This is a genomic window from Paenibacillus sp. TAF43_2, assembly GCF_052113545.1.
Taxonomy (GTDB): Bacteria; Bacillota; Bacilli; order Paenibacillales; family Paenibacillaceae; genus Pristimantibacillus.
This window is the reverse complement of sequence record NZ_JBFRDK010000052.1, coordinates 1-25,219: the sequence shown is the minus strand read 5'-3', so window position 1 is coordinate 25,219 and position 25,219 is coordinate 1. Positions and strand designations below refer to the sequence as shown.

Sequence of the window (25,219 nt, the reverse complement as noted above, 5' to 3'; positions counted from 1 at the left end):
AATATGCTTTGAATGAAAAAAGGGCACTTATCCCTATAAATTGGGCTGCAGCCTTTAGAAGTGAAGAATAGGACGGAGCGAAGAGGGTGACGCTAATACCAYTACAATCCATGAAATAGGTGGTTGCAAAATGATAATTAATATTGTAATTAAGGCTGTGTTCGCACTTCTTAGCTTTACGCATACGGAAGTGTTTGCGACAGAAGCGGCTCATTTGCATGCGGAGCCGTCCTACGCAAAGTGGGGAAAGCTGGCCATGCAAGAAACGTCAAAAGCATACGAGGATGCTTCAATTGTCAATTACAAATACGAAGGAAGAAAAAAGCTTGCTAATGGAGAGTCAGAGGAATGTTTTGTTCTACTGTTAAATAAAGATGCCAAACAATTCGCTATTCGCGTTACGATAAGAATTAACACGATTACGGACAGACTCATAGATGTGGAATTGAAAGAGCTAATGAATGGAACTTAATTGAAACAAAACAGCTGCCAGCTTCGTAATATAAGCAAATGTTTTAAATACACGCTTCTTTATGAAGCGAGAGGAGCATAATGATGCTAATTTCAACAACACCAACAATAGAAGGCCGTCCTATTCAAGATTATATAGGAATCGTAACAGGAGAAGCGATTATGGGTGCAAATGTCGTTCGTGACTTTTTTGCATCAATTACAGACATCGTTGGAGGACGCTCCGGTGCGTATGAGAGCAAGCTGAAGGAAGCACGTGACGTAGCCATTGATGAGATGAAAAATCAAGCCGCTAAGATTGGAGCAAATGCAATCGTTGCGATCGACATTGATTATGAGGTTGTGCGTGAAGGAATGTTAATGGTAGCTGTCAGCGGAACAGCAGTACGCCTGTAAAATAATTTACCATAAAATTGGAAAACGATAAAACTATGATCATCTTAAGCACAGCTTATATGATCAAGTTTTGTCGTTTTTTTTTTGCATTTTATGATTATTTAGAAAAAGAAGCAACAATTCAATTGTAAAATCCGTTAAAATAAGGATATGTATAAATGGAAGATCAAGTAAAGAGAGGGGTCAAATGGTGAACCGTTTTATTCATTTAAGAAATCGAACTATCGCTTATGCGGTCATGATTAGTTTGATAGCAGCTTTCTTAGCGGGAACTGGCAGTGCACAGGCAGCAGCAACGGAGAAGGGAATTTCATTGGAAACGAGTGTCGGATTTCAGGGCTATATGAAACAATCCGAATGGTATCCTGTACGGCTTACACTGACAAACCAGACAGCTGAGGATTTGAAAGGTGAAGTTGTTATATCTATAGTAGGGTCTAATGACTTGATCATACCCACAGAGCTGCCTCTAGGCACAGCCATACAATTAACAGCATCTATTCAAGGCGAGCTTCTTAATCGGAGCAACAGTAAAATACGTTTTTTTAAGGACTCCTACAAATCAGGCAAACCTATTCCGATTTTCGGCAACGATTACATAAACGCAAGAACAGCCAACAGCTACACCATTGGTGTCATATCTCGTGACCCGGATACTTTGAATTTTATGCCATCGCTAAATCAACGAGGCTACGAAATAACGGTCATTCCGATTGCGCAGAAGGAACTGCCCAGCGATCCCATTTTACTCAAAACACTCAATACGATCGTTATCAATGATATGCCAACCACGGGCTGGGATGAAGCACAGGTTAAAGCGATAAAGGATTGGGTACAGCAAGGCGGCACACTTGTGTTAACTGGAGGAGTCGGCTATGGCAAAACGGCAGATGCCTTTAAACAGATTGCACCGCTAGAGTCGTCAGGCACATCGACCATATCCAGCGCGGACTCACTTGCCAGCTTCGGGGGTACCGCACTTGCACTTGAAAAACCTTTGGTCGTCTCGACAGGTCGTATAATAGATGGCAAAACGGAGCTTGCTGAGAATGGCCTGCCGCTTGTCGTATCCCGTGAACATGGATTTGGCAGCGTTATTTATTTCGCTTATGATCCATCGCTTGAGCCTATGTCTACATGGACTGGCAGCGCGATGCTATGGGCGAAGGTGCTTAAAAAAAATTTGACGCCGATTCACCTTGGCATGGTGAGCATCAACAATAATATGAAATGGAATATTGAAAGTATTATAGATGAGTTCCCGTCGATTAAACCGCCCAACTTTATGCTGCTTATGTGGATGTTTATCGGCTATATGATCATCGTAGCGCCAGTACTGTATATAATTTTAGCTAAGGCAGATCGAAGAGAGTGGTCTTGGTGGCTTATCCCTGCTTTTTCTGTTATTACCGGTTTCGCAATCTTTTTCTTCGGTGCAGAAGATAAGCGTAATTTATCAGCCCATACGATTGAGATCATTGAGTTGACTGGACAAGGAGACGCTGTACGATCAGGTGCAACTGCGGTGTTCATTCCAACTGGGGGAACAGTGACTGCAAAATTTGATAAAAGAGTAAATTTATCTTTTTACGCCAATTACAACCAAAATGGAAATCAGAATATGGATGATAAAACGCAATTGATTTCCGAAAATGATTCGACTACAGCACTATGGCGCTCCGTTCCCTATTGGTCGACACGGAAACTATGGATAGAAAAGCAGACGATGACCAGTGATACGGGGCAGCTAACCCTTTCTTATAAGCAGGCTAGACATGCGATTGAGGTAACTGCTACCAACAATACGACAACTAATCTTACGAATGTTTCCATGCTAATCAATGGGCAAGCTCAGCTCTTTGGCGATTTGAAGGTCGGCGAGAGCGGGCAAACGACAATTACAACGAGTACGGTTAATCAATCAGGCTATTTCCCTTATGGTCAAATGATGTTTCCTAATCCATCTAGCCGAGGCAATGACGGGTATAATCGAGAGCGACAGCTTGTAGACAGCTTTGGGAATCGAAACAATGGCGGCATTGTCCCGCCGGAGCCCATAGTAGTTGGCTTTAGCACTGATCATGAGCAGAATTACAAGGTAAACGGCGAAACGATAAAGACGGATAATTTGAAGCTGTGGGTTCAGAAGGTCGATACCTCTTTTATTGATGGGAATCGTGTCATCGTACCAGCAGGTCTTATTAATCCCATTATTACGGAGAATGCCACGAGTCAATTGCAGCACTACGGGAACGGTTCTTATTTTGTAGGCGATGGCGAGCTTATATTTGAATATATTTTGCCAAATGATCATGATGCTGTATACGATCATCTCGAAATCCTATACAACAACAGTACAAATGCTTCAAATCTCACATTGACTGTCTGGAACGAGAAAGAAGGAAATTGGACAGATTCAAGCAAAGCTGAAGCAGCGCCAAAAGAGTATTTGATTAACAATCAAATTGTTCGAATGAAGTTTTCTGTCATTGGTTCTGTGGACATGACTTTACCGCAGATTGCTTTAGAAGGAGAGATACAGAAAAAATGAGCAAAAATCACGAAATAGAGATCATTAATGTGGAAGTGCCTAAAACGGAACCTGCGGAACAACCATCAAATGATGCGCCTCTGGTTCCGATGATTGAAATCAAACAGCTTTCCAAAACATTCGGAACGTTTCAAGCGCTTAAATCGATAGATCTAACGATTCCAAAAGGAACGGTATTTGGTTTTGTTGGCCCCAATGGGGCAGGAAAATCAACGACGATGTCAATTCTTGCGACATTAATGATACCCACCTCAGGCATCGCAAAAGTAGACGGATTTGACGTGACCAAACATCCGCATGAGGTGCGTAAGCGAATTGGATATATGCCGGATTTTTTTGGCGTGTATGACCAATTCAAAACGTTGGAATATTTGCATTTCTATGGCGCCAGCTATGGTATACCGAAGGCGGAGCGGGAACAGTTGATTCCGCAATTGCTGGAGCTGGTCAATTTGAGCGATAAAAAAGATGCTTACGTTGACTCGCTCTCTCGGGGAATGAAGCAGCGGCTTTGCTTGGCACGCTGCCTCGTTCATGATCCAGAGCTCCTTATTTTGGATGAGCCTGCTTCCGGCCTTGATCCTCGAGCTCGGATTGAGATGAGAGAAATATTGCGAGAGCTGAAGTCAATGGGGAAAACGATCATCATTTCTTCACATATATTGCCTGAGCTCGCCGAAATGGTAGATGAAATCGGCGTCATTGAGCATGGTGAAATGATTGCGATCGGAAATGTCGCAGATATTCAAAATAGATTGCGTGTCAAACGTTTCCTGCATGTGAGATTAGTTGATCGGGAGTCAGAAGCGGAGCTGTTTTTGCGTGATCGCCCTTATGTTAACCGAATTTTCCGAGATGATCGTGGAATACAAATTCACTTTGGCGGACAGGATGCCGAGCAATCGCAGCTGCTTCATGAGCTGGTTGCAGCAGGTTTTCAGCTGATCTCCTTCAGTGAAGCGCAGACGAATCTTGAGGATGTGTTTTTGGAAATTACGAAAGGGGGAGACGGACTCGAATGAAGGAGCAATCGGCGGCAAGAGATGGCCGAACGAGCTGGCGCCACCAGCTTATCAATCCCGTACTCAATAAAGAGTTCAAGCTTAGAATGAGGACGCCTCGCGCGATGTGGACGCTGTTTTTTTATTTATTTGCAATCGGCTTAATGGCTTTAAGCGCTATTTATTTAACTGAAGTAACCTCTGGACGAGGACAGTCCTATAATCCTGAGCAAAGCAAAATTTTGTTTTATTTTATGAGCATGGCACAGCTTGGGTTGATTGCTTTCATGGCACCGGGCCTCACTTCTGGTGTTATTAGCGGCGAACGCGAGAAGCAGACTCTTAATTTGCTGCTCACGACGCAGCAGAGTTCAGCCACGATTGTGCTTAGCAAGCTGGCATCGTCATTAAGCTTTATGGTATTGATTGTGATCAGTACGATTCCTGTATACAGCATGATCTTTTTGTATGGCGGCATCTCGCCAGAACAGCTCTTTCTTGTTTTCTTGTTTTATTTATTTATTATGTTTGTACTTGGTTCCTTTGGCATATTATTCTCGACATTGTTCAAGCGAACAATGATTTCTGTCATCGTAACGTATGGCGTTACGTTGTTTATGTTTGCCGGAACAGCATTATTATTTGTTGTACTCGTAGGCGTGATGGAACAAATGCCGCAAACGACTACAAATGCTTACAGCTGGATCGGTCATATTATTGCCTTGAATCCTGCGGCTGCTTTGTACAGCATTTTAGATCCGCTCGTCTCAAATCAAGCCTTTTCTGTAAATTCGATTGGACAGAAAGGGTATAACGCGCCGATTGCATTGTGGCAGGAGTTCATTATTATCTATACGCTTCTCTCCATCCTTGCTTTATGGCTGGGTATTCGTAGGCTTCGTCCTCGTTTGAGACGGAAATAATGCTTGAAAAATAATTTATGGTTACCAAAGAGAGAGTTGTGAAGCAAATCATGCTGTAGAGGAAGGTTTTGCTAGGCAAATGATGCTTACGAAGTAAAGTTTTGCTTTGCAAATGATGCTTACGAAGTAAAGTTTTGCTTTGCAAAACTTATAGGAGGGCCAGTTATGCAAAAGAAGTCGTTGGTTGAACTGCTCCAGCCTGTTAGACGCAGGTTGACAATGTTTACAGTGAGCCGTTATGCGCTGATAGGTTTACTTGGAAGCAGTGCTGCTGGCCTTTTGCTGCTTGGTGCAAGCAGGCTGTGGCCTATTATGCATGTTCGACTGCTTGTGTTCATCATTGCTAGTTTAGGTTTCGTTGTTGGTGCGGGCATTGGATTATGGAAGCGTGCTTCCTTAAGGGAAGCAGCTAGAATGATGGATAAACAAGTAACCGAGGATGCGATATCAACTGCTCTTGATGGGTTAATGCGTGAAGAAAATCAGGCTCATCCGATCGTTATCATGCAGCGAGAAGTGGCAACAGAGGCTGCTGATAAATATGTTAGCGGATTACATGCTTCGCTGCCGTGGCCAGACTGGCGAAGCTGGCGTTTACTCATCTATAGCGCAGCTGCTGTATGGATCGTTTTGGCGATACTGCTTTTTCTGCCTAATTCTCTTGACGAACGAGCGGAAGCGCTCGCAGCGGCAAAGGAAAGGCTTGTGGCGCTGGGGCAAGAAACGGAGAAGCTTACTGATCTCGCGGAGGCAGCAGAGCTGCCAGAGGATCAGAAGCAGGAGCTGCTTAAACCACTGAAGGAGCTTCGCAGCAAGCTCGATTCGCTGGACAGCGATGGAATTGAGGCGCTAGAGCAGCTGGAGGCTGCGATTAACAAGCTGGAATTAGCAGCTGAAGCGGCACAAAAAACGGCGAAGCGGTTGGAAGCTGCGGCGAATGCGATGAGCAATGAACCAAGCCTGCGGCAGCTCGGTCAAGCTTTGAAGGACCGAGACGCCGCAGGCATGCAGCAAGCGATCGACGCTATGCGATCGCAGCTGCACCAACTGTCGCCAGCGCAGCGTGAAGCGCTGGCGAGTGCACTTGAGCGGATGGCAGCAGAGCAGCCGCAAGAGCAAGGCGCCGCACAGCTTGCTGCGGCGCTTGAACAGGCGGCGCAGCAGGCGCGCGCCGCAGGTGATTCCGGGGCGGACGGCGGAGCCGCCCCGGATGGCGAGAGCGCCGGCGATGCACTCGCGGCGCTTGAGAAAGCGCTCGCCCGCGAACTATCGCAGGGCGAGCTGGAGCAGTTGGCCCGAGGTATGGCGGGCCAGCTCGGGCAAAGCGGGCAGCAGCTGGCACAGCAGCTTGCTGCGGAAGGCGCCGCGGGCGCAACGCCCGGCACTGGCTCTAGCCCTAATGCTGCATCCAGCACTGCTCCGCAATCTAACTCTAGTTCCAGCTCTGGCACTGGCTCTGCCTCAGGCACTGGCTCCGGGTCTGGCACTGGCTCTAGCCTAAGCTCTGGCTCCAGCACTGGCACTGGCTCTGCCTCAGGTTCTGGCACTAGCACTGGCTCTGCCTTAGGCACTGGCTCAGGTTCTGGTTCTGGTTCTGGCTCCGGTACTGGCTCTAGCTCTGGATCTGGCTTTGGATCTGGCTCTGGCTCTGGCTCTGTCTCTAGCTCTGGCTCCGGCACTGGCATTGGCACAGGCTCAGGTTCTGGTTCTGGCTCTGGATCTGGCACTGGCACTGGCAATGGGACTGGTTCTGGTTCTGGCTCCGGCTCTGGACCAGGAGCTGGCACAGGAGCCGGCGGCAGAAATTTGATCACAACGCCTCGTACGATGCAAGGCTCCGGTAATGTGCAACAGGATGGTGGTCCTTCATCAGGGGGGCAGACCGTTAATGGCGGTCAATCCCCGATGATTGATGGAACGACACGTCCTTATGAGGATGTCTATAACGAATATGCAGCAGAAGCGAAGCAATCGCTAGGACGCTCTCAGCTGCCTGATAGTATGCAGGAGAAGGTTAAGCAATATTTTGATCAAATTCAACCGAACCGATAATGGAGATGATCCGATATGATTGAATCCAAAGCACAGTTAGATGAGGCTGCCGCGCGGATTGCTGCATTGAAAGAAGAGATTGGCCGTGTCATCGTCGGTCAGCAAGCCGTTGTGGAGCAGCTGCTCTGGTGTTTGCTTGCCGGGGGTCATGCCCTACTCGAAGGAATACCAGGCCTTGGCAAAACGATGCTGATCCGGACTGTTGCGGATTGCATCTCTTTGCAGTTTTCTCGTATCCAATTTACGCCTGATTTAATGCCTTCGGATATTACGGGTACAACACTGATAGATTTTGGTACCCTAGGCGCACCCGCACATCGGTTTCAAGCAGGGCCGATTTTCGGAAATTTAGTGCTCGCTGATGAAATCAATCGGGCAACGCCCAAAACACAAAGCGCATTGCTGGAAGCTATGCAAGAGGGTACGGTAACAGCAGGCGGGGAGACACATCAGCTGCCAAAACCTTTTTTTGTGCTGGCTACCCAAAATCCGATAGAACAAGAGGGAACTTATCCGCTGCCTGAAGCGCAGCTTGATCGTTTTTTGCTCAAAATTGGAGTGGATTATCCAAGCCGCGAGGAGCTTAAACAAATCGTGCTTCGCACAACTTCAATTACTCAGCCCAAAGTATCGGTTGTCCTTTCCGCGGCTGAATTAATGGATCTGCAAATGTCCGCTAAACAGATTTTAGTCGCCGATGAGGTGCTTGATTTAGCGGTTAAGGTTGTTATGATGTCGCATGCTGGCGAGCCTGACGCACCTGAAGAGGTTAAACGATACGTTCGATTCGGAGCGGGGCCGCGTGCTGTTCAAGCCATTATCGCTGTAAGTAAAGTTAGAGCATTGTCAGCTGGAAGGCTTCATATTTCTTGGAATGACATTCGGCAAACGGCTTTGCCGGTGCTTCGGCATCGACTCGTGCTTAGCTATGAGGCGCAAGCGATGGGCATATCGAGCGACCAGATGTCCGAAGCCATTTTAACGGCCGTAGAGGCCGCGCGATGAGCGTGAGCAAAGAWTCAGCAGACGCATCACAGAATGCCCATTCTCCATCAGCCGGACTTTCGAATCAGGAAGCTTTGAAGCTATTATTTCCTAATCTGTCTTTTCTTACGGAGCTTGAACGAATACGTATTCGTGCAGGCAACCGCATCAAAGGTTTGCTGGCAGGCAAAAGGCGCTCCAGCTCGCTTGGCGGATCGCAAGAATTTGCTGATTATCGGCCTTATTCATCCGGTGATGATATCCGCCGAATCGATTGGAATGTTTACGGCCGAACAGGCAAAGCGTTTATTCGGCAATATTGGGATGAACAAGAGCTGCAGGTTAGCCTCTACATCGATGTATCACAATCCATGGCTTTTGGACATTTAGATACAAACAAGCTTCAATATGCATTAAGACTAGCTGCATGTTTAGGGCATATCGCGCTTTGCGGAGATGATCGAATTTCGGTGCGTTTGTTTCGTGATACGATCATTAAGGAGCTGCAGCCGCTGCATGGGCGTGTTTCTTCATCAAAACTTTTTCATTTTTTAGCAGATGCCATGCAGCAGCTGGAGAGGGATAGCGATTCTTCTTCCCCTGCCGCAACAAAATTCGTTAACATGGCAGCACCATTCCAGACGGCAGCTGCATTGCCGAGACGTTCTGGTTCCGCGTGGGTACTTACAGATGCAATGTTTGAACAGGGAATCGAAGAGACTCTCATTTCGTTAACAGCAGCAGGTCAACAGGTCGTGCTGGTACATCTATTGTCGCCTGAAGAGTTAAGCCCCGATTTGAGCGGAGAACTCAAGCTAATTGACAGCGAGCTGGGGACGGGAAAGGAAGTAGCGATAGGTCAAAAGCTGCTTCAGGAATACCGCAGTGCAGTTGCAGGCTTTCAAAATGAACTGAAGAGCATATGCGCAGCACGCGGCGCCTCCTATATTTTCGTGAATACAGGTGTTTCATTAGAGGAAACGGTTAGACACACTTTTTTATCCTCGGATGTACTTAACAGCTAGTACCAAATTTATCGCTTTATAAGGTTTTTGCATATGTACTTTCCTAGATCTCTTTAACGCATGATTAGAATGGATTGGAGGGTATTGGATGCAGTTTTTGTCCGTGGCATCGGCTTGGTTTGCATTTGCGTTGCCAGCTATCGCTGCCATGTATATCCTAAAGAGAACCTATAAGAACCAGCATATCGCTAGTCACCTGCTATGGAGACGGGTATTGCAGGAGCAGGAAGCGAATCGGCCATGGCAAAAGCTCCGCAGCCGCTGGCTTCTCATTTTGCAGCTGCTCGTTGCGCTAATACTCGTTATCGCTTTAATGGAGCCAATAGTCATGAGGCAGGCACCACCAGATGGTCATGCTGTCCTCCTCATTGATCGTTCTGCAAGCATGTCGGCAAAAACAGGAGATATCAATTTTAATGCGAAGACACGACTTGAATCAGCAACAGAAGCAGCAGAGATCTGGCTTGACAAACAATCAAATGCTCGATTGATTACGATTGTTGCCACAGGCGCGCAACCTGAAGTGTTGACGAATCGCCAAAGAAACAAAGAGCAGATGAAACGACAACTGCAAGCGATAACTCCTTTTTATGGAAAAACAGATCATACCGCAGCCCTTTCGTTAGCAGATTCTTTGTTGCAAGAGGATTCAAATGGAGAGGTCGTAATTTTTACAGATGGCCAGTGGTCAGATGCTGCAGAAGCCAACAAGCTCAACCTGCATGCAAAAGTTGAGCGTGTAATCGTAGGACAAGCGAGCTCTGACAGCAATGTATCGCTTTTATATTTTGGCATCAAAGCAGATTCTAACGATAGCGGTAAAAGTGTGGGTATGATCACGATACAAAATGACAGCAAGCGGGAGCAGACGGTAAACCTTGATGTATTCGCTGCAAATAATGAGAGTGACGTAAAAAAGCAGATTCTAGCTGCAAACCGAACCGTTATTGTTCCAGCAGGCGCGTGGGAGAGCATGGAGATCGTCGATCTTCCTCCAGCCCTTTATTACAAGGCCAGAATTGAACAACGCATGGATGCTGTTGTCATTGATAACACGGCATTCCAATTTCCGACAATTCCAAGTGCTAGGCAAGCACTTCTCATTTCGGAAGGAAATTTGTTTCTGGAGAAAGCACTTCAGCTGGCAGGCGTCCAAACGGTAAAAATAAGTCCAGACAGCGTCGTTCCAACAGGTGAGCAGGTTAATAAGCTGGATTGGATTATTTTAGATGGGATGAATGAACGGCTGTTGGCCGACACTGAATGGTCCCTGCTGCTTAAATCAAAGCCGCTATGGATGATCGATCATCCCGATCAATCGGATGAAACAGCAAGCATTCCAACGAACACGAGAGTAGAGAAGAAGGAGCATCCCCTTACGACTTATATCACATTTGCTGATACGCATATTGGTCGATTGGAGAAGCCTGATGCATCTGAACTTTTATGGGGAGAGCCGGTACTTAGCTATGGCGGAATACCGGCAATTTATGCAGGCAAGGAGAATGGCAAGGCGAAGCTTCGCTTTACTTTTAATTTTCAAGATACTGATTTGCCGCTCCGGCCAGAGTTTCCAATTCTTATCCTTCAAGCTGCACAGTGGATGAGCGGCGGTTCTCATCTTGAGCTTGGTTCTGTCATTTCTGAGCAGTTAATGGAAATTTCTCTACATACGAATACGGTTAAAGCGGTTTGGGAGGCGGTTGAGCTTACAGGAGGAGACTCCCGAGCTGAGCGTGCGCTGCTTCGTCAGTCAGCAGAGCTTGATTTGGATTCAGCTGGATTATATATGGCACCCTCCATTCCAGGGTTATACCGCCTCGTAGAAAGCGACAAAGAACAAATGGCTGTAAGCAGTCGGTTGCTCGCTGTCACAGTTGATCATGAGGAGCTTCAGAATAATGGAGCCGATGCAGGGGTATTTTTGCCGAACGCAACCTCTGAGCTCGCTCCAGCTACTGGCATAGATCGTTCAACAGAAGAACAGCAGATATCATTGCAATTGTATGTTGCGATTTTATTGCTCTTCATAATGGCAGCTGAATGGGAGGTGTATCGCCGTGGGCTTTCAGGCTGAGTTCCCGCTCGCGTTTCTATTGCTGCTTCCTTGGCTTTTATATATCGTTTGGATGTTCAAAATGACCCTTCGACTTCGCGGCCGCAGAAAAATAATGTCTATTGTCACACGATCGATTATACTGTTACTCCTGATTGCAATTGCGGCTCAAGTCCAGCCGTTTATTGAGCGGGAGCAGCGCAGCCTCGTATTTGTCGCTGACAGGTCAGAGAGCATGCGAGCCGATAAGCGTATAGGCAAGTGGATAAATGAGGCGTGGACTGCTAAAGAAGAAGCTGATCGGGGAGGAATCATTTCTTCTGGGTTAAATGCGGCAGTTGAACGGACGGTTACGAATAAGGACTTAGCAGTGGATAACGAGTTTAATTTCCAAGCGAATGTCAATCGGAACTATACTGATTTGTCACAAGGGCTTCAGTTAGCAGGAGCTATGCTGCAAAAAGAAGGCGGAGGACGTATTGTACTGCTCTCTGATGGTGCAGAAAATACAGGTGATGTGCTTCGACAAGCACGTATGCTCAAAAATGCAGGTATTTCAGTTGATGTTGTCCATATTAACACTTCGGTTGTAACGGATACCTCGATTGAAGAACTGAATGTACCGGCAGCTCTTAAGCAAGGGGAGACCTTTACCTTTGAGATTGCCATTAACAGTACAATTGCGGGTCAGGCGCAGCTTCGACTATATGCAGATGATACTGAGCTCTCTGTATCGGATATTCAACTTGAAAGAGGCGGAAATCGTTATTCGCTGCAAAGCGTTGCGCTGGACCCGGGCTTTCACCGTTTTAGAGCTGAAATATTTACGGCAGGCGATGAACAGCCGGCAAATAATACAGCACATGCCTTTAGCCGGGTAAGTGGTCCACCAAACGTATTAATTGTGGAAGGCGTCCCTGACTCCTCAGCTAACATAGAAGCTGCGCTGCAAGCTTCCGTCATCCGTTACGAGATGATATTGCCAGAGCAATTGTCGGTCGAGCTAGCACAATATGCAGCATATGACAGCATTATTTTGAATAATGTTTCTGCTGCGCGTATAGCCGAGAAGCCGATGGAATGGATTGCAAAAGCCGTTAGCGATTATGGGGTAGGCTTGATGATGGTCGGAGGTGACGAGAGCTTTGGGCTTGGCGGTTATTTCAAAACGCCAGTTGAGCGTGCGTTGCCCGTATATATGGACCTGCAAGGAAGAAAACAAATTCCATCGCTAGGACTTGTACTCGTTATCGATCGATCTGGAAGTATGTCGGACGGGAAGCTTGAGCTAGCGAAAGAAGCTGCCATGCGAACGATTGAGCTGCTGCGAGATACCGATACAGTAGGAGTAGTCGCATTCGATTCTTCGCCATGGTGGGTTGTAAAACCGACGAAGCTTACAGATCGCCAAGCTGTCCTTGATCAAATCCAAAGCATTCAGCCTGAAGGAGGCACCGAAATATTTTCAGCGCTGAATGAAGGTTATGAAGGTTTAAATAAGCTTGACGCACAGCGAAAGCACATGATTTTGCTGACGGATGGTCAATCTTCAACGAATTCCAACTACAATACGATTACAGATGCAATGAATGAGAAAAATATGACGCTATCGACAGTTGCTGTAGGAGAAGACGCCGATCAAAAACTGCTTGAGCAGCTGGCGAAAAAAGCCAAAGGGCGGTATTACTTTACGAAAGACGAAAGCACGCTTCCCGCTATTTTTAGCCGAGAGACCGTGATGATGTCTAGAACGTACGTCGTGGAGCAAACCTTCACACCAAGTATCGGTCAAGCAGGAGAGTGGTCTTCCCTTTGGCGCAATGGATTGCCTGCAATCCATGCCTATATAGCAACTACGCCGAAAGAAACAGCTGAGATTGCATTATGGACACCCGAAGGCGATCCACTCCTCGCACGCTGGTCTTATGGTTCTGGAAGGACGGTTGCATGGACTAGTGATTTAAGCGGAAAATGGTCAAGCCAATGGGTGCAATGGGCTGAGCTTCCTAAAGTTTTCGTTGATTGGGTAAAATGGACGTTCCCACAGTTTGAGCATGCTCCTTATACCATTTCTGCACAAGTTGATGGTAATGAAGCAAAGCTAACCGTTCATTCACAGGCGGAGGCAGCAGGGGCTGACAGCAAGCTTTCCGCAGGCATCCTGAATCAAGAGGGAGAAAGCGAACGGAAGCGGTTAATGCCAGTGGCGCCAGGTAAGTTTGAAACAAAGCTAACGGTTGCTGAACCCGGTGTTTATTTAGCGCAGATTGGTCATGGGGAGAGTCACTCGTCTATTCAAAATGGGAATACGGCAGGATTTGTGATCCCTTATTCGCCAGAATATCGAATCGCAAATCAGGATGGTTTAAAGCTGCTTGAGCAGGTGGCCGCCACAACTAGTGGAAGGATTTTAGATCCAACAGACCCAAAGCAAGCCTTCCAATTTGAACCTGATCGTACACGGCAAGTTTATAACTGGACACATAGCCTTCTCGTGGCAGCACTGCTGCTATGGCTGCTCGATATCGCCATTCGCAGATTGTCTATTTCATGGAAACGTGGGTTTCAGCCGATTATCCAAAAATTTCGTACAAAAACGAAGTTATCAAACCAGCGAGATAACGAAAGAGCTTTAAGTGGCCATTCGTCAAGCTCTGTGAGTCGCTTAAAGGAAAGAAAGTCAGAAGCAGTCCGTTTTTATAGCGGAGATAACCATCCACGATATCGTGAAGAAAAAGGCCAATCGGGAGATGCTTCGGACAAACGAGACGATGAGAAAAAAGTGAACGTTTCTACGGCGAGGAACAACGGCGTACAAGTGCCAACCAGAGAGGTGGAGCGCACGCAAGAAAATGATCCCAGTTCTGCAAGAGAACTAGATTCGAGTCGAGTAAATATGCAAGGCAAAGTAGAGAACGGAGCCACGATCAATCGTCTGCTTGCAGCGAAAAACAGAAAGAAGCGTTAGTATACTGCTATCCATGCGGAGGAGGTGCTCATTTGAACACGATAAAAAAAGAACATCGAATGGAAAGCATTCGTTTTTTTGTACAAGAATTGATTTCATCGATCAATAATGAGGCGAAAAAACAAGAAGCGTCTATTCATTTATTCGGCGTTGCTAGCTTGGCCTCCATGTTGGCAATGAAAAGAGGACAGGATGACGAGCTCGCTTCAATCGCAGCATTGCTTCACCGATATTATGATTACAAAACCGGTATTAGTGAGTTTTCTGGTCTTAACAGCGCAGAATCCGTACGACCTTTTATTCGGGATTTGGATCTGTTTACGAAGGAAGAGCAAAATACAATTCTTAGAGCAATCTTTTATTATGAAGACAGAAGCAGAAGCCAAGGGCCGTATGAAGAAATTTTAAAGGACGCCTATTTATTGCAATTGTATCTTCACCAGCCAAATCATTGTTTTGATCAAGATGGGAAAAGTAGACTTGAAATGGTTTTAAATGAACTTATGATTCCCGCTAAGTTTGTAGGAGCGTTAATAAACTGTGATACTGGCGGGACGGATGAGCGTTCAACTACGCGCGAGCTGCTTGCTGACATCGCAGAGTCGCTTGCGGCTAAAGATATTATTGGCGTTCCTGGCGATGAACGGTATAGAGAGATATGCCGATATTGGCCGGACTCTGATATCCATAAGGTGTTGAAAAATAGCTGGTGCGCTGCATTTGTTTATTATTGCTGCAAATTAGCCGGCTTTCGTCTCCCCATTCGTTACCCGAATGGTGTTTGTCGTTTTGCGGGTGTAGCTGCTTGGCTGGAATGGGCACAACTGCCTGAAACCGGATTTTTTTATAAGGATGGGCAGGATGGATTTAAACCTCAGCGAGGCGATATTGTCATTTACGATAAGCTGCTCTCTGATGAGCCTCATGATCATATTGGCATTATTTTGAGTTGCGAGGATACTCAGATACTCGTAGCTGAGGGTAATCGAGACAATCAGAACTACTCAGATGTTTTTTACAGGGAAAGACAACGCTTTATACTGGGATACATACGGATAAGCAATGACTACCAATATGAATGGTGCGGCGAGTACGTTCCAATTACTTAATGCTATTAATGATTAAGTAGGTTAATCAAGATAGACATGAGCTGGCCATAGCGTTACAATGCTTGTAAATGAAAATATAAATGCAGCGCTTGAAGGGATGGGTAACATGTACTCAGAGATTACGACAGCCGAGTTAGAGAGCCAGTTGAAGGAAGGTAAAACCTTAAATCTAGTTGATGTTCGTGAAACAGAGGAGTGGCAAGAAGGCCATATTAAAGAAGCACGCAGCATCCCGCTTTCGTCGCTCCAAGAGCGGATTGATGAGTTTCAGCAAGGGGAAGAAGAGATCATTATTATTTGCCGCAGCGGCGGCCGCAGTGGGAAAGCTTGTGATTACCTCGAATCTCAAGGTTATAAAGTTGTAAACGTAGCTGGCGGCATGCTTCAATGGCAAGGCGAAGTAGCTACTGGAGAATAATAGGTTTCTAAAAAAGCCCAATGCGGGCTTTTTTTTATTTGCATATTCGAATGCAGGAATAGATCACCTAAGGTAAAAGTATCAAATGAATATATCTATTGTTTCTCTTGCTGCGATTAACGAAATCAAGCTATATTTAATCCAAATTATAGGGGGGCTTGATTATGTCGCACACGAAACCGAGCTTATCGATTCAAGAAGTGAATACGGTGCTGCAGCGTCACTTTGGAAGCGAAGTAAGCCATATTACGGCTAATGAGGGCGGTAACTTCAGCAGCGTTTTTTTCTTCGAATGGGCTAATGAACCATATGTGATACGCTTCAATTCATCCAAGGAATCATTTCTGCAGGAAGAGACGATTTCAAATCTGCTTTCTTCACAACAGCTGCCTTATCCGAAAGTTTGCGGTATCGGTGAAGAGCGGCATTTCTCCTATTGTATTTCAGAGCGAAAGCTTGGAATCGTACTGGCGGATTTGCAGGCTGAGCAAAAAATGGCCGTTGTCCCGGATTTGGTTCATGTCATTTCCAAGATGAATCAGGTTCAATTAGGACAAACAACAGGATATGGCCCGGTCATAGACGGGAAAAATGGTCAATATGCGGATTGGGAGTCATTTGTAGCAGCGTTTTTTGCAGAGAATCAGGAGGGAACCTTTTGGGAAAACTGGCATGAGCTGTACCAGACGACCTGTTTAGAGCGTGATGTTTTTGAAGAGATATATTCGAGGCTGATGGCATTTTGCAGCTATAACACAGCGCATAGACATTTTGTTCATAATGATTGTCATGAGTGGAATATTATTTCTGATGGCAGCAGCATTACCGGAATTATAGATGCAGGGTTCATCTATGGCGACTTTTTGATCGATATAGCGACGATAGAAGAAGCTGTACCTGGTATAGATTTGGGTGAAGCATTCCGTTTTCACTATGAGCTTTTAGGCAAACCAATTGAAAACTTTAAAGAACGGCTTATTGGCGCTCGATACTTTAAAGGTCTGGACGGTCTTCGCTTTTTTGCGAAAATGGGCTGGGATCATGCATATATCGAGCTTCGCGATAAGCTGCTATCTCTCCCTAAAGGGTAAATCATTAGAATGCCTCTCTACACACGCAGAGACATTTGCACATATAATGAGAACACGCAACTGACAAAATGCTGACGGTTTTTGTGCAGTTTGGATATATTTTTATGACCATTTGAGGTATCCTTAGAATCACACTGTTTTTTAGAAAAATACTTCAGGCATCATTGTCCATGAAGTAAAGGATTGGGTGATTGAAATGATTGTTATCAAAACGAGTGAAGAAATAGCAAAGATGAAAAAAGCTGGTGAAATTTTAGCTGCTTGCCACCGAGAGCTGCGTACATTTATTCAAGCAGGCAAAACGACGTTAGAGATTGATAAATTTGTCGAAGCTTTTTTGCAAAAGAATGGAGCAACTCCCGAACAAAAAGGATATCACGGCTACCCTTTTGCAACATGCGCCTCGGTTAATGATGTAATATGCCACGGTTTTCCAAGTGAGCGGGCATTAGTCGGTGGTGATATCGTAACCATTGATATGGTGGTCAACTTAGACGGTTGGTTAGCAGATTCCGCTTGGTCTTATGCAGTCGGCAATATATCGGAAACATCGCAAAAGCTGCTTGATGTGACAAAGGAATCCATGTATAAAGGGATAGAGCAGGCTGTAGTGGGAAACAGAATCGGAGACATATCTCACGCGATTCAAGCTTTTGCTGAAGCACAAGGCTTCTCGGTTGTAAGAGATTTTATAGGTCACGGAATTGGTCAGAAAATGCATGAGGAGCCTCAAGTGCCTCATTATGGCCCGCCGAATCGTGGTACACGTCTAAAAGCCGGGATGGTTTTGACAATTGAGCCTATGCTTAATACTGGGAAGTACCACAGCAAAATCGATGAAGACGGATGGACGGCTAGAACGATCGATGGTGGTTTATCTGCGCAATACGAGCACACGCTTGCTATTACAGAAAATGGTCCGATTATTTTAACCGAGCAATAGATTTTATAAATGAACAGACTATAGCAAATTAATATGGCCTAATGGCCACTACTATAAATTTCATTGTACTTGGCCTGCGTGCCTGTTTGTTTCTAGTGGAACAACGGGTTACAGGCTTTTTTATTTTGTAGATCAAAATTTTGAGTTTAGAAGCTGTCCCTAAAAGGGCGTGAGTGAGTGGACTTTTATCGATGTAGAAAGAACCTTCCAAATCACTGTGAAAGTGGAAACGAAGGTTCTTTTCTCGAAAATGAATAGATGTAAAGCTTGGGTATGGATTCCGAAGTTAACTTTTTGGAACACCCTTCTTTTGAAACGTTTTTTAATGACATGTTACTTTTTTAATAGGAAGAGTGTCTTATTACATATCAGGCAGAAGTGAGGTTCATGCATATTTCGGATAAACAAATCGATAATCAGTTCAACACCTTGAAGAGAGGGAGGAGCCATAATGAGCAAAAAAATGGGATATATGTTATTGGGCGTTTTCTCTTTGCTGCTTGTCATTTTTTTATTCAACTGGCTTAGAACAAATACTGACAATTTCGGAATGCTGCAGAGCTTCTCTGTGACGATTAATAATCAATCGGATTATGATATCGTTTCGGTTGAAACTGGAATTATTTCAAGCCTTGAAAAGCATAGCTATGCAAAAATAATTAAAGCAGGCGACACGGTTCGAATAAAACCGCAATTGAAATTAACAGGTGAAGGTGCTGTATACTTGAAATATACGGATGACAGGGGAATGACGAAGGAGACTGTTGCTTGCGGCTATACCGAATCCCTTTCTGGGAGCACGAAGTTAACCATTGATAATAATGGAGTTGCAGAAAATGAACAAAAGTGCATGTAAAGCTTGTTGAACTCTCAAATGTGCAGGTTCCGTTTTTACAATTTTTAATTAAACGTAATGATAATAATGGTTAAACCCTTTTCTCATTTGTGAGATAAGGGTCTTTTTTGTGCGGATAATTGTAGACTGCGCTGGGTGGAACTCATCCCTTGTAAACTGTAAATCTCTAGTTAAAGTAATAAATATAACTAATATTTTTTAGAGTACAATCTATATTTCTTCAGGTATTTTATTCCTTTCTGCTTTGATAAGATTTTTGTGTAAGCGTTATCAATTTATATTTAAGACAAGGGGGATGGAAATGCGAAGGAAGTTAAGTATGCTATTGGCGTTCATTTTGCTCTTCGGTATGTTGACGCCGATAGGAAGATTAGGGAACACAGCTCAAGCCGCATCAACAACGGTGCTTCAAAATGGGTTTGAAGATGGAAATGCTGGCAGCTGGCAGCCGTTTAATTGCAGCGGAGGCACTGCGCAGGCAGCCGTTTCTTCAGAGCAGGCCGCAACGGGATCAAAAGCGTTGAAGTTATCTGGGCGGGGGAGTGTTAGCTGCAGCCCAAGCATTGAGCTCAATGCTTTGCTTCAAGAGGGACATAGTTACGATATTTCGTTTAAAGTAAAGCTTGGAGCGGGTACTGATCAAGCACATGTTACGATGAGAATGACTGATCAAACGAATAACTTTGATTGGATCGTGGGCAACCAAAACATTGATGATCAAAGCTGGACAACCTTCTCCAAAACATCGTATACGAGACCTGCTGGCTCAAAAGCAATGACGATGTATTTGGAGACAGTTTCGTCGACTGCTGATGTGTTTATTGATGATCTCTTGATCGTAGATCATACACCAACTGATAATCCCGGCAGTGGTGGAGGAACTCCGATTGGGCCATTGGAATTCGGCTATAACTTCGATGATGGTACAGCCGAAGGCTGGAAACCAAGGGGAGATGGCGTAGCCGTATCGGTATCGCAAGAACAGCAAAAGTCAGGCCAATACAGCTTGAAAACGACAGGCCGTACGTTGGACTGGAACGGGCCGACCGTTAGTGTAGTCGATAAAATGACGAAAAATGCAAAATATGAGGTTACAGCTTTCGTCAAGCTTACTGAAGTGCCTTCGGCTTCCAGAACGATAAAGTTATCGGCTGAACTGGATGCGAGTGGATCCAAGAGCTGGGTAAGCATTGCTTCAGCAGCAGTAGCTTCGACAGATTGGGTACAGCTCAAGGGGACTTTTAGTTTCAATTCAAATTTAACAGATTTAAGCTTCTATGTTGAAAGTTCGGGTGTAAAAGACGCTTATTATATCGACGATATTAAGGTCTTAATGACGGAACTGCCGCCTAAGACATCCCTACCTGTTCAGACAGATCTTGCGAAGCTGAAGGATGTTTATCAAAAGTATTTCAAAGTAGGGGCAGCGCTAGAGCCGATTCAGCTTGAAGGGAAAAGCAGAGAACTTCTAGATATGCATTTCAGTTCAGTCGTTGCTGAGAATGCAATGAAGCCTGGTTCAATTAATTCAACAAAGGGAACTTACAATTTCGAGAGTGCAGATAGACTTGCCAAATACGCAAGAGACAACAAAGTGAACATGCGATTCCACACGCTTGTGTGGCATGAACAAGCAGCAAACTGGATGTTTAACGATGATAATGGCACCGTATTGATTCCAACTCCAGAAAACAAAGAGCTTGTTCTCAGTCGGCTAAAAGATTTTTTAAGCGTTGTGGTACCAAGATATGCAGACGTCGCCACGGATTGGGATGTCGTGAATGAGGTCATTGATGAAGGCAGACCGAATGGTATGCGTAATAGTTTATGGTATCAATTAACAGGCGAAGATTTCATTAAAGTTGCCTTTACTGAAACGCGTAAATTGCTCGATGAGTTGTATGTGCAAGACCCGATAAAATATGCAAAGGCTAAAAATTCCAAGCTAGTTATTAATGATTACGGAACAAACAATCCGCAAAAAGCAAACTTTTTATTAAACCTTGCAAAGAGATTAAAAGCAGAAGGTGTGCCTATTGATTCGGTTGGCCACCAAACTCATATTAACATTAGCGGACCGTCAATTCAGCAAATTTCTAATTCAATTAAGATGTTCGGTGAGGCCGGCTTCGACAACCAATTAACTGAATTTGATGTCTCGGTTTATTCGAACAACACGGATGCCTACCAAGAAGTGCCTCAAGATTTGCTTGCCAAACAAGGCTACCGTTTTAAAGAGCTATTCGAAGAATTGAAGAAATTGGACGATATGGGCAGGACAGCTGAAAATCCGGAAGGCTGGATAAGCAATGTTACCTTCTGGGGAATCGCTGACGACCATACATGGCTCCACAATCGTCCGGTCACTCGTCAAGACGCGCCATTTGCTTTCGATAAAAACTTCCAAGCGAAACCTGCTTATTGGGGAATGGTTGATCCAACGAAGCTGGTAGCGGTGAAGAAAACTACAAATGCTGCAAAAGGAAGTCCAAACCCAAGCAACATCAATGATATTTTCTGGAGTACAATTCCAGCTATTTCATTGGAGAAGAGCGGCGTATTAGAAGCTGCTATGAAGGTGCTGTGGGACGAAAATAATATCTATGTAAAGGCAATCGTGACTGATCCATCGAAATTTGCTGGTGATAAGGTCGATTTGTTCGTGAAGAGCGGAAATGAAATTAAAAAGGTACAGGTTGAAAGAGGGGCAGCTAACGCTGTAGAAACGAATAAAGGTTATACAATTACTGCTGCTATTCCGTTAAGCGGAAGCACAGTGGACAGCAAAGTATCTTTTGATATTCGCGTCACAGATTCTGGTTCAGATGACGGTACTGAGCATGGCAAGAATGGCAGTATCATTTCGTGGAGCGATCTTGGAAACAATCAAGATCAGAATAGCAGCGGTTATGGCGAGTTGACGCTTATCTCAGGAACAAAAGTATCAACTGCAAAATACGGCACGCCTATTCTCGACGGTGAAATGGATGCAATGTGGGCGAGCGCCAGCAAGCTTGCTACCCAAGTTAAAGTAGAAGGCGGCGAAGGATCTAAAGCTGAATTTTATACGATGTGGGACGATAAACATCTTTATGTTTATGCTTTGGTAACCGACAAAAAATTGTCGGATGCGAGTCCAAACCCATGGGAACATGATTCCATTGAAATTTTCGTAGATCAAAACAATGGAAAAACTAGTGCTTATGAGGGTGATGATGGCCAGTATCGAATTAATTACAAAAATCTGCATACGGTTGGCGGTCATGCCTCTCATGACAACTACACTTCGGTGACGAAGACAGTTTATGGGGCTGATAATATTGCTACCGGTTACATTGTAGAGGCTGCAATCAACTTGGATTTGATCACCCCAATCAACGAGACGATCATTGGTTTTGATCTTCAGGTCAACAATGATGATAACGGTACGGGTAAAAGAGATAGCGTATGGATGTGGAACGATCCTACAGGAAAGTCTTATGAGAACACCTCACGATTCGGAGTGCTTGTATTAGCTGGCAAGCCTATTGGCGGAGGAGACCCAGGTCCTGGCGGCAACGGCAACACAGGCAGCATTCCTGCTAATAAGCCAGGAGAAATTAATGCTATTATTGATGCGAACGGCAATGCTAAGGCATCTATCAGTGCTGCCGATGTGAAAGCTGCTATTGCAGATGCTAAAGCTGGTTTGCTGAAATTCCAGGCTAAAGCTTTGGATAAGGCGAAGCAAGTTGCATTCAATATTTCTGTTGAGCAAGTTCAAGCTGCGAAAACGGCAGGTATTAAAGACATCGAATTCAACGCTGGTCTTGCTACTGTTCAATTGCCGATTTCATTATTCGAAGCCACTGAATCGACAGGAAATATTGAACTCATTGTTAATAAAATCGCAGCTGAGACAATGTCTAGCGAGGTTCGTGAACAGATTGGAACGAATGCGGTTTATGATTTCAGCTTAATCATTGGCGGCAAGATGATAAGCCAGTTTGGTAATGGTCTGTCTGTAGGTGTATCTGTGCCTTACGAGTTGAAGAATGGCGAAAATGCAAATCAAATCGTCATATTGTATATTTCTGAGGATGGAAAGCTTGAAGTGCTTGCGAATAGCAGATACGATGCTGTTACAGGTTTAGCCAAGTTTACTACGACTCATTTTAGTAAATATGCTGCTGTTTCAATCGATGTAAGCTTTAAAGATATAACTTCCGTTACATGGGCGAAAGACAGTATTATCGGGCTTGCAGCTCGTGGCATCGTTACAGGTGCATCTTCACAAGCTTTTGAGCCTAATCGTTCAGTGACGAGAGCAGAGTTTATCCATATGCTTATTCAAACGCTAAACCTGAAGCAAGCAGGAGCGATCAGCACATTCCATGATGTGAAGGAAGGCGCCTGGTATTATAATTCAGTTGCTTCAGCTCAGCAATTAGGCATTGTTACAGGGTTTTCAGATGGGACATTCGGCATTAATGATAAAATTAGCCGGCAGGATATGGCAGCAATGGCATACAGAGCGTTGCAGAAAGCGGGAAAAACGTTAGAGCAAGTGAACGATAAAGCCCAGTTCAACGATGCAGCAGCAATCGCTGAATATGCCAAAGAGGCTGTAGCCATGCTGCAAGCAGCGGGTACAATTAATGGCATGGGCAACGGCAGCTTCGCACCAAATCAAACGGCAAGCCGTGCACAAGCAGCTGTCATTTTATATCAGTTGCTGCAAAAATCTGCGAAATAACTGCAATGATTTTTAAATCGTAATGTGTTAAAAAGAGCCGATAAGATGTTTGTTGGAGTATGAGTGCTGAACCCATTCGGGGGCTCGCCCATATACAACTCTTCTTAACGGCTCTTGGTTTATTTTCCAACTAGTACAAATACGTTGCCATCAGGAGCTTCGAATACAGCGACATGTCCAGACTCCGTAGCAAAGGGTGCTCTAATCCATTGAATTTCTTCATTTTTGCTTAACTCGTTGTGTGCTTCACGGACATCTTCAACCAGAATTTCAACTTCAGTAAATTTGTTGTCAGGATGATTGCTAAGAACAAGTTCAGAGCTGTCCTTCATTGGAAATTTTAGACCGATGATTTTCCAAACAAACCCATCCTCTAATACTCGTTCTATTTTCCAGCTTTCAGTTAGACCCATCGCAGTGTAAAAGGCAAGAGATTTCTCAATTTCGATCGTGTGAATGCAAACGCACTCTAGTTTCTTAAACATAAGGTCCAACTCCTTTGTTATTAATGAGAACATACGTTCTATAAAGGATTCTACTATTTTCCATATTGAAAAGCAACCATAAGCAGTATTATACTTTTTATGGATTGGGGGAATATAGGCATGCTTGAATTCTTGTATCACTACTATTATGAATCGACTGGTCCATTCCGCAATTTATCAGACTTAAATCCAGAGGAAGCAGATCGTGTTTTAAACGAAATTATTGTTCAAAATAAAGGCTTCGCCAGCAAACGGTCCGCGGATTACCTGAAAATTCGACGGAGTCTCGAATTAAAAGAAAGAGATTTATTTATAGATAAAGGCGGCATACCCATTCGGAAGTTTCCCCATTATATGACTCTCGGGGAATGTCCATGGCTCTTAGAATGGTATCCAGCAGGTAAAGTACTGCAAGTTCCAATGTCGAATTTCGAGTCAAATACGATTAGTTTTACTTATGGAGATTTGTTTCCGACGATGAGGTTCCAAGACGGAAAGCCTTATCGAGGTCAGGTCTATACTATGAACGAGATCCTTGAAGTAGTAAGAGAATTTGGATTGCCACAAGAATGGAATGCCAAAGGAGAGAGAGGACCAGAAAGATACATCGAAGTGCAAGTGTGGGATGATGAACCGTTGAACAAATGGAAGTTATAGTTCGAAAAATGCAGCGAGACTTGACACCGAGATACACTTCCTGTATAAATACTTCTAAGCATATGAGTTGGAAATAACAACATTAGCGATTGGGACAGTAGTCTAGGACCGATAGTTGCAGCGAGCCGGGTTAGTGGAAGCCGGTACGGATGTCTTAGATGAAGCGGGCCCATGAAATGGTTTGCCGAAACGAACGAAGTTACTTAGTAGGCAAATCCGGTCATTGACCGTTACAAAAATGAGGGGTCAAGCTGCTTAACAGGCTTGGCACTTAGAGTGGTACCACGGGATCTTTATGGCTCTCGTCTCTTATTTTAGAGACGGGGGCCTTTTTTATTTTGGCGTGCCCAGAGGCACGCATCTTCTAGCCGGTGAAAGTCCGGTCGTGGGAAGAGCCAAGACCTCGCGTAGCTAGGATATTTGCGTATGGCGAAAACTGTGCGTAAGAGCGTATCGACGAAAGTACCTGTCAGAGACAGGGCGAGCGACATGCCAGGC

The 25,219-nt window shown here is 44.8% G+C and carries 18 protein-coding genes and 1 other annotated feature; of the genes, 17 read left to right on the top strand and 1 reads right to left on the bottom strand.

What is annotated here, in order from left to right; genetic code table 11:
* Window positions 1-130: 130 nt before the first annotated feature.
* The 16 genes from AB4Z17_RS13865 (at window position 131) to AB4Z17_RS13790 (ending at window position 23,579) form a co-directional block, all read left to right on the top strand.
* Window positions 131-472: a DUF3889 domain-containing protein gene (locus AB4Z17_RS13865; protein ID WP_441913163.1), complete on the top strand. Its 342-nt coding sequence runs from the start codon at window positions 131-133 to the stop codon at window positions 470-472.
* Window positions 473-555: 83 nt separating this feature from the next.
* Window positions 556-867 carry a YbjQ family protein gene (locus tag AB4Z17_RS13860; protein ID WP_076269253.1) on the top strand — a complete coding sequence of 104 codons (312 nt, stop codon included), beginning with the start codon at window positions 556-558 and terminating at the stop codon, window positions 865-867.
* A gap of 187 nt (window positions 868-1,054) precedes the next feature.
* Window positions 1,055-3,418, top strand: a complete 2,364-nt coding sequence (locus AB4Z17_RS13855) for a hypothetical protein (protein ID WP_441960301.1) — start codon at window positions 1,055-1,057, stop codon at window positions 3,416-3,418.
* An 89-nt stretch (window positions 3,419-3,507) separates the two neighbouring features.
* A complete protein-coding gene (locus tag AB4Z17_RS13850; RefSeq protein ID WP_441913191.1) occupies window positions 3,508-4,440 on the top strand; it encodes an ATP-binding cassette domain-containing protein in 933 nt (310 codons plus the stop codon).
* Window positions 4,437-5,342 (top strand): ABC transporter permease, encoded by a 906-nt coding sequence (locus tag AB4Z17_RS13845; protein WP_441960299.1) that lies wholly within the window; start codon window positions 4,437-4,439, stop codon window positions 5,340-5,342. The genes AB4Z17_RS13850 and AB4Z17_RS13845 overlap by 4 nt, the downstream gene beginning before the upstream one ends.
* 165 nt (window positions 5,343-5,507) lie before the next feature.
* Window positions 5,508-7,394 (top strand): hypothetical protein, encoded by a 1,887-nt coding sequence (locus AB4Z17_RS13840; RefSeq protein WP_441960297.1) that lies wholly within the window; start codon window positions 5,508-5,510, stop codon window positions 7,392-7,394.
* A gap of 15 nt (window positions 7,395-7,409) precedes the next feature.
* On the top strand, window positions 7,410-8,399 hold the full coding sequence (locus AB4Z17_RS13835) for an AAA family ATPase (RefSeq protein ID WP_441960295.1): 990 nt from the start codon (window positions 7,410-7,412) through the stop codon (window positions 8,397-8,399).
* On the top strand, window positions 8,396-9,403 hold the full coding sequence (locus AB4Z17_RS13830; RefSeq protein ID WP_441960293.1) for a DUF58 domain-containing protein: 1,008 nt from the start codon (window positions 8,396-8,398) through the stop codon (window positions 9,401-9,403). The genes AB4Z17_RS13835 and AB4Z17_RS13830 overlap by 4 nt, the downstream gene beginning before the upstream one ends.
* Window positions 9,404-9,491: 88 nt before the next feature.
* A complete protein-coding gene (locus tag AB4Z17_RS13825; RefSeq protein WP_441960291.1) occupies window positions 9,492-11,480 on the top strand; it encodes a vWA domain-containing protein in 1,989 nt (662 codons plus the stop codon).
* Window positions 11,464-14,427 (top strand): VWA domain-containing protein, encoded by a 2,964-nt coding sequence (locus AB4Z17_RS13820; RefSeq protein ID WP_441960289.1) that lies wholly within the window; start codon window positions 11,464-11,466, stop codon window positions 14,425-14,427. The genes AB4Z17_RS13825 and AB4Z17_RS13820 overlap by 17 nt, the downstream gene beginning before the upstream one ends.
* Window positions 14,428-14,459: 32 nt before the next feature.
* Entirely contained in the window at window positions 14,460-15,536 is a 1,077-nt protein-coding gene (locus AB4Z17_RS13815) for a CHAP domain-containing protein (RefSeq protein WP_441960287.1), read from the top strand.
* A 58-nt stretch (window positions 15,537-15,594) separates the two neighbouring features.
* A complete protein-coding gene (locus AB4Z17_RS13810; RefSeq protein ID WP_441960285.1) occupies window positions 15,595-15,954 on the top strand; it encodes a rhodanese-like domain-containing protein in 360 nt (119 codons plus the stop codon).
* Window positions 15,955-16,118: 164 nt separating this feature from the next.
* Window positions 16,119-17,045 (top strand): aminoglycoside phosphotransferase family protein, encoded by a 927-nt coding sequence (locus AB4Z17_RS13805; protein WP_441913182.1) that lies wholly within the window; start codon window positions 16,119-16,121, stop codon window positions 17,043-17,045.
* Window positions 17,046-17,241: 196 nt separating this feature from the next.
* On the top strand, window positions 17,242-17,988 hold the full coding sequence (gene map / locus AB4Z17_RS13800; RefSeq protein WP_441913184.1) for a type I methionyl aminopeptidase: 747 nt from the start codon (window positions 17,242-17,244) through the stop codon (window positions 17,986-17,988).
* A 451-nt stretch (window positions 17,989-18,439) separates the two neighbouring features.
* Window positions 18,440-18,844 (top strand): hypothetical protein, encoded by a 405-nt coding sequence (locus AB4Z17_RS13795; protein ID WP_076269263.1) that lies wholly within the window; start codon window positions 18,440-18,442, stop codon window positions 18,842-18,844.
* Between the two features lie 301 nt (window positions 18,845-19,145).
* Window positions 19,146-23,579 (top strand): endo-1,4-beta-xylanase, encoded by a 4,434-nt coding sequence (locus AB4Z17_RS13790; protein ID WP_441913186.1) that lies wholly within the window; start codon window positions 19,146-19,148, stop codon window positions 23,577-23,579.
* Window positions 23,580-23,698: 119 nt separating this feature from the next.
* On the opposite strand, the gene AB4Z17_RS13785 is transcribed toward AB4Z17_RS13790, so the two are convergent.
* Complete coding sequence (locus AB4Z17_RS13785; RefSeq protein ID WP_441913188.1) at window positions 23,699-24,064, bottom strand: VOC family protein; 366 nt, start codon at window positions 24,062-24,064, stop codon at window positions 23,699-23,701.
* A gap of 120 nt (window positions 24,065-24,184) precedes the next feature.
* On the opposite strand from AB4Z17_RS13785, the gene AB4Z17_RS13780 reads away from it, so the two are divergent.
* Complete coding sequence (locus AB4Z17_RS13780; protein WP_441960283.1) at window positions 24,185-24,721, top strand: hypothetical protein; 537 nt, start codon at window positions 24,185-24,187, stop codon at window positions 24,719-24,721.
* Window positions 24,722-24,797: 76 nt separating this feature from the next.
* Window positions 24,798-25,034 (top strand) — a binding site (T-box leader).
* Window positions 25,035-25,219 lie beyond the last annotated feature (185 nt).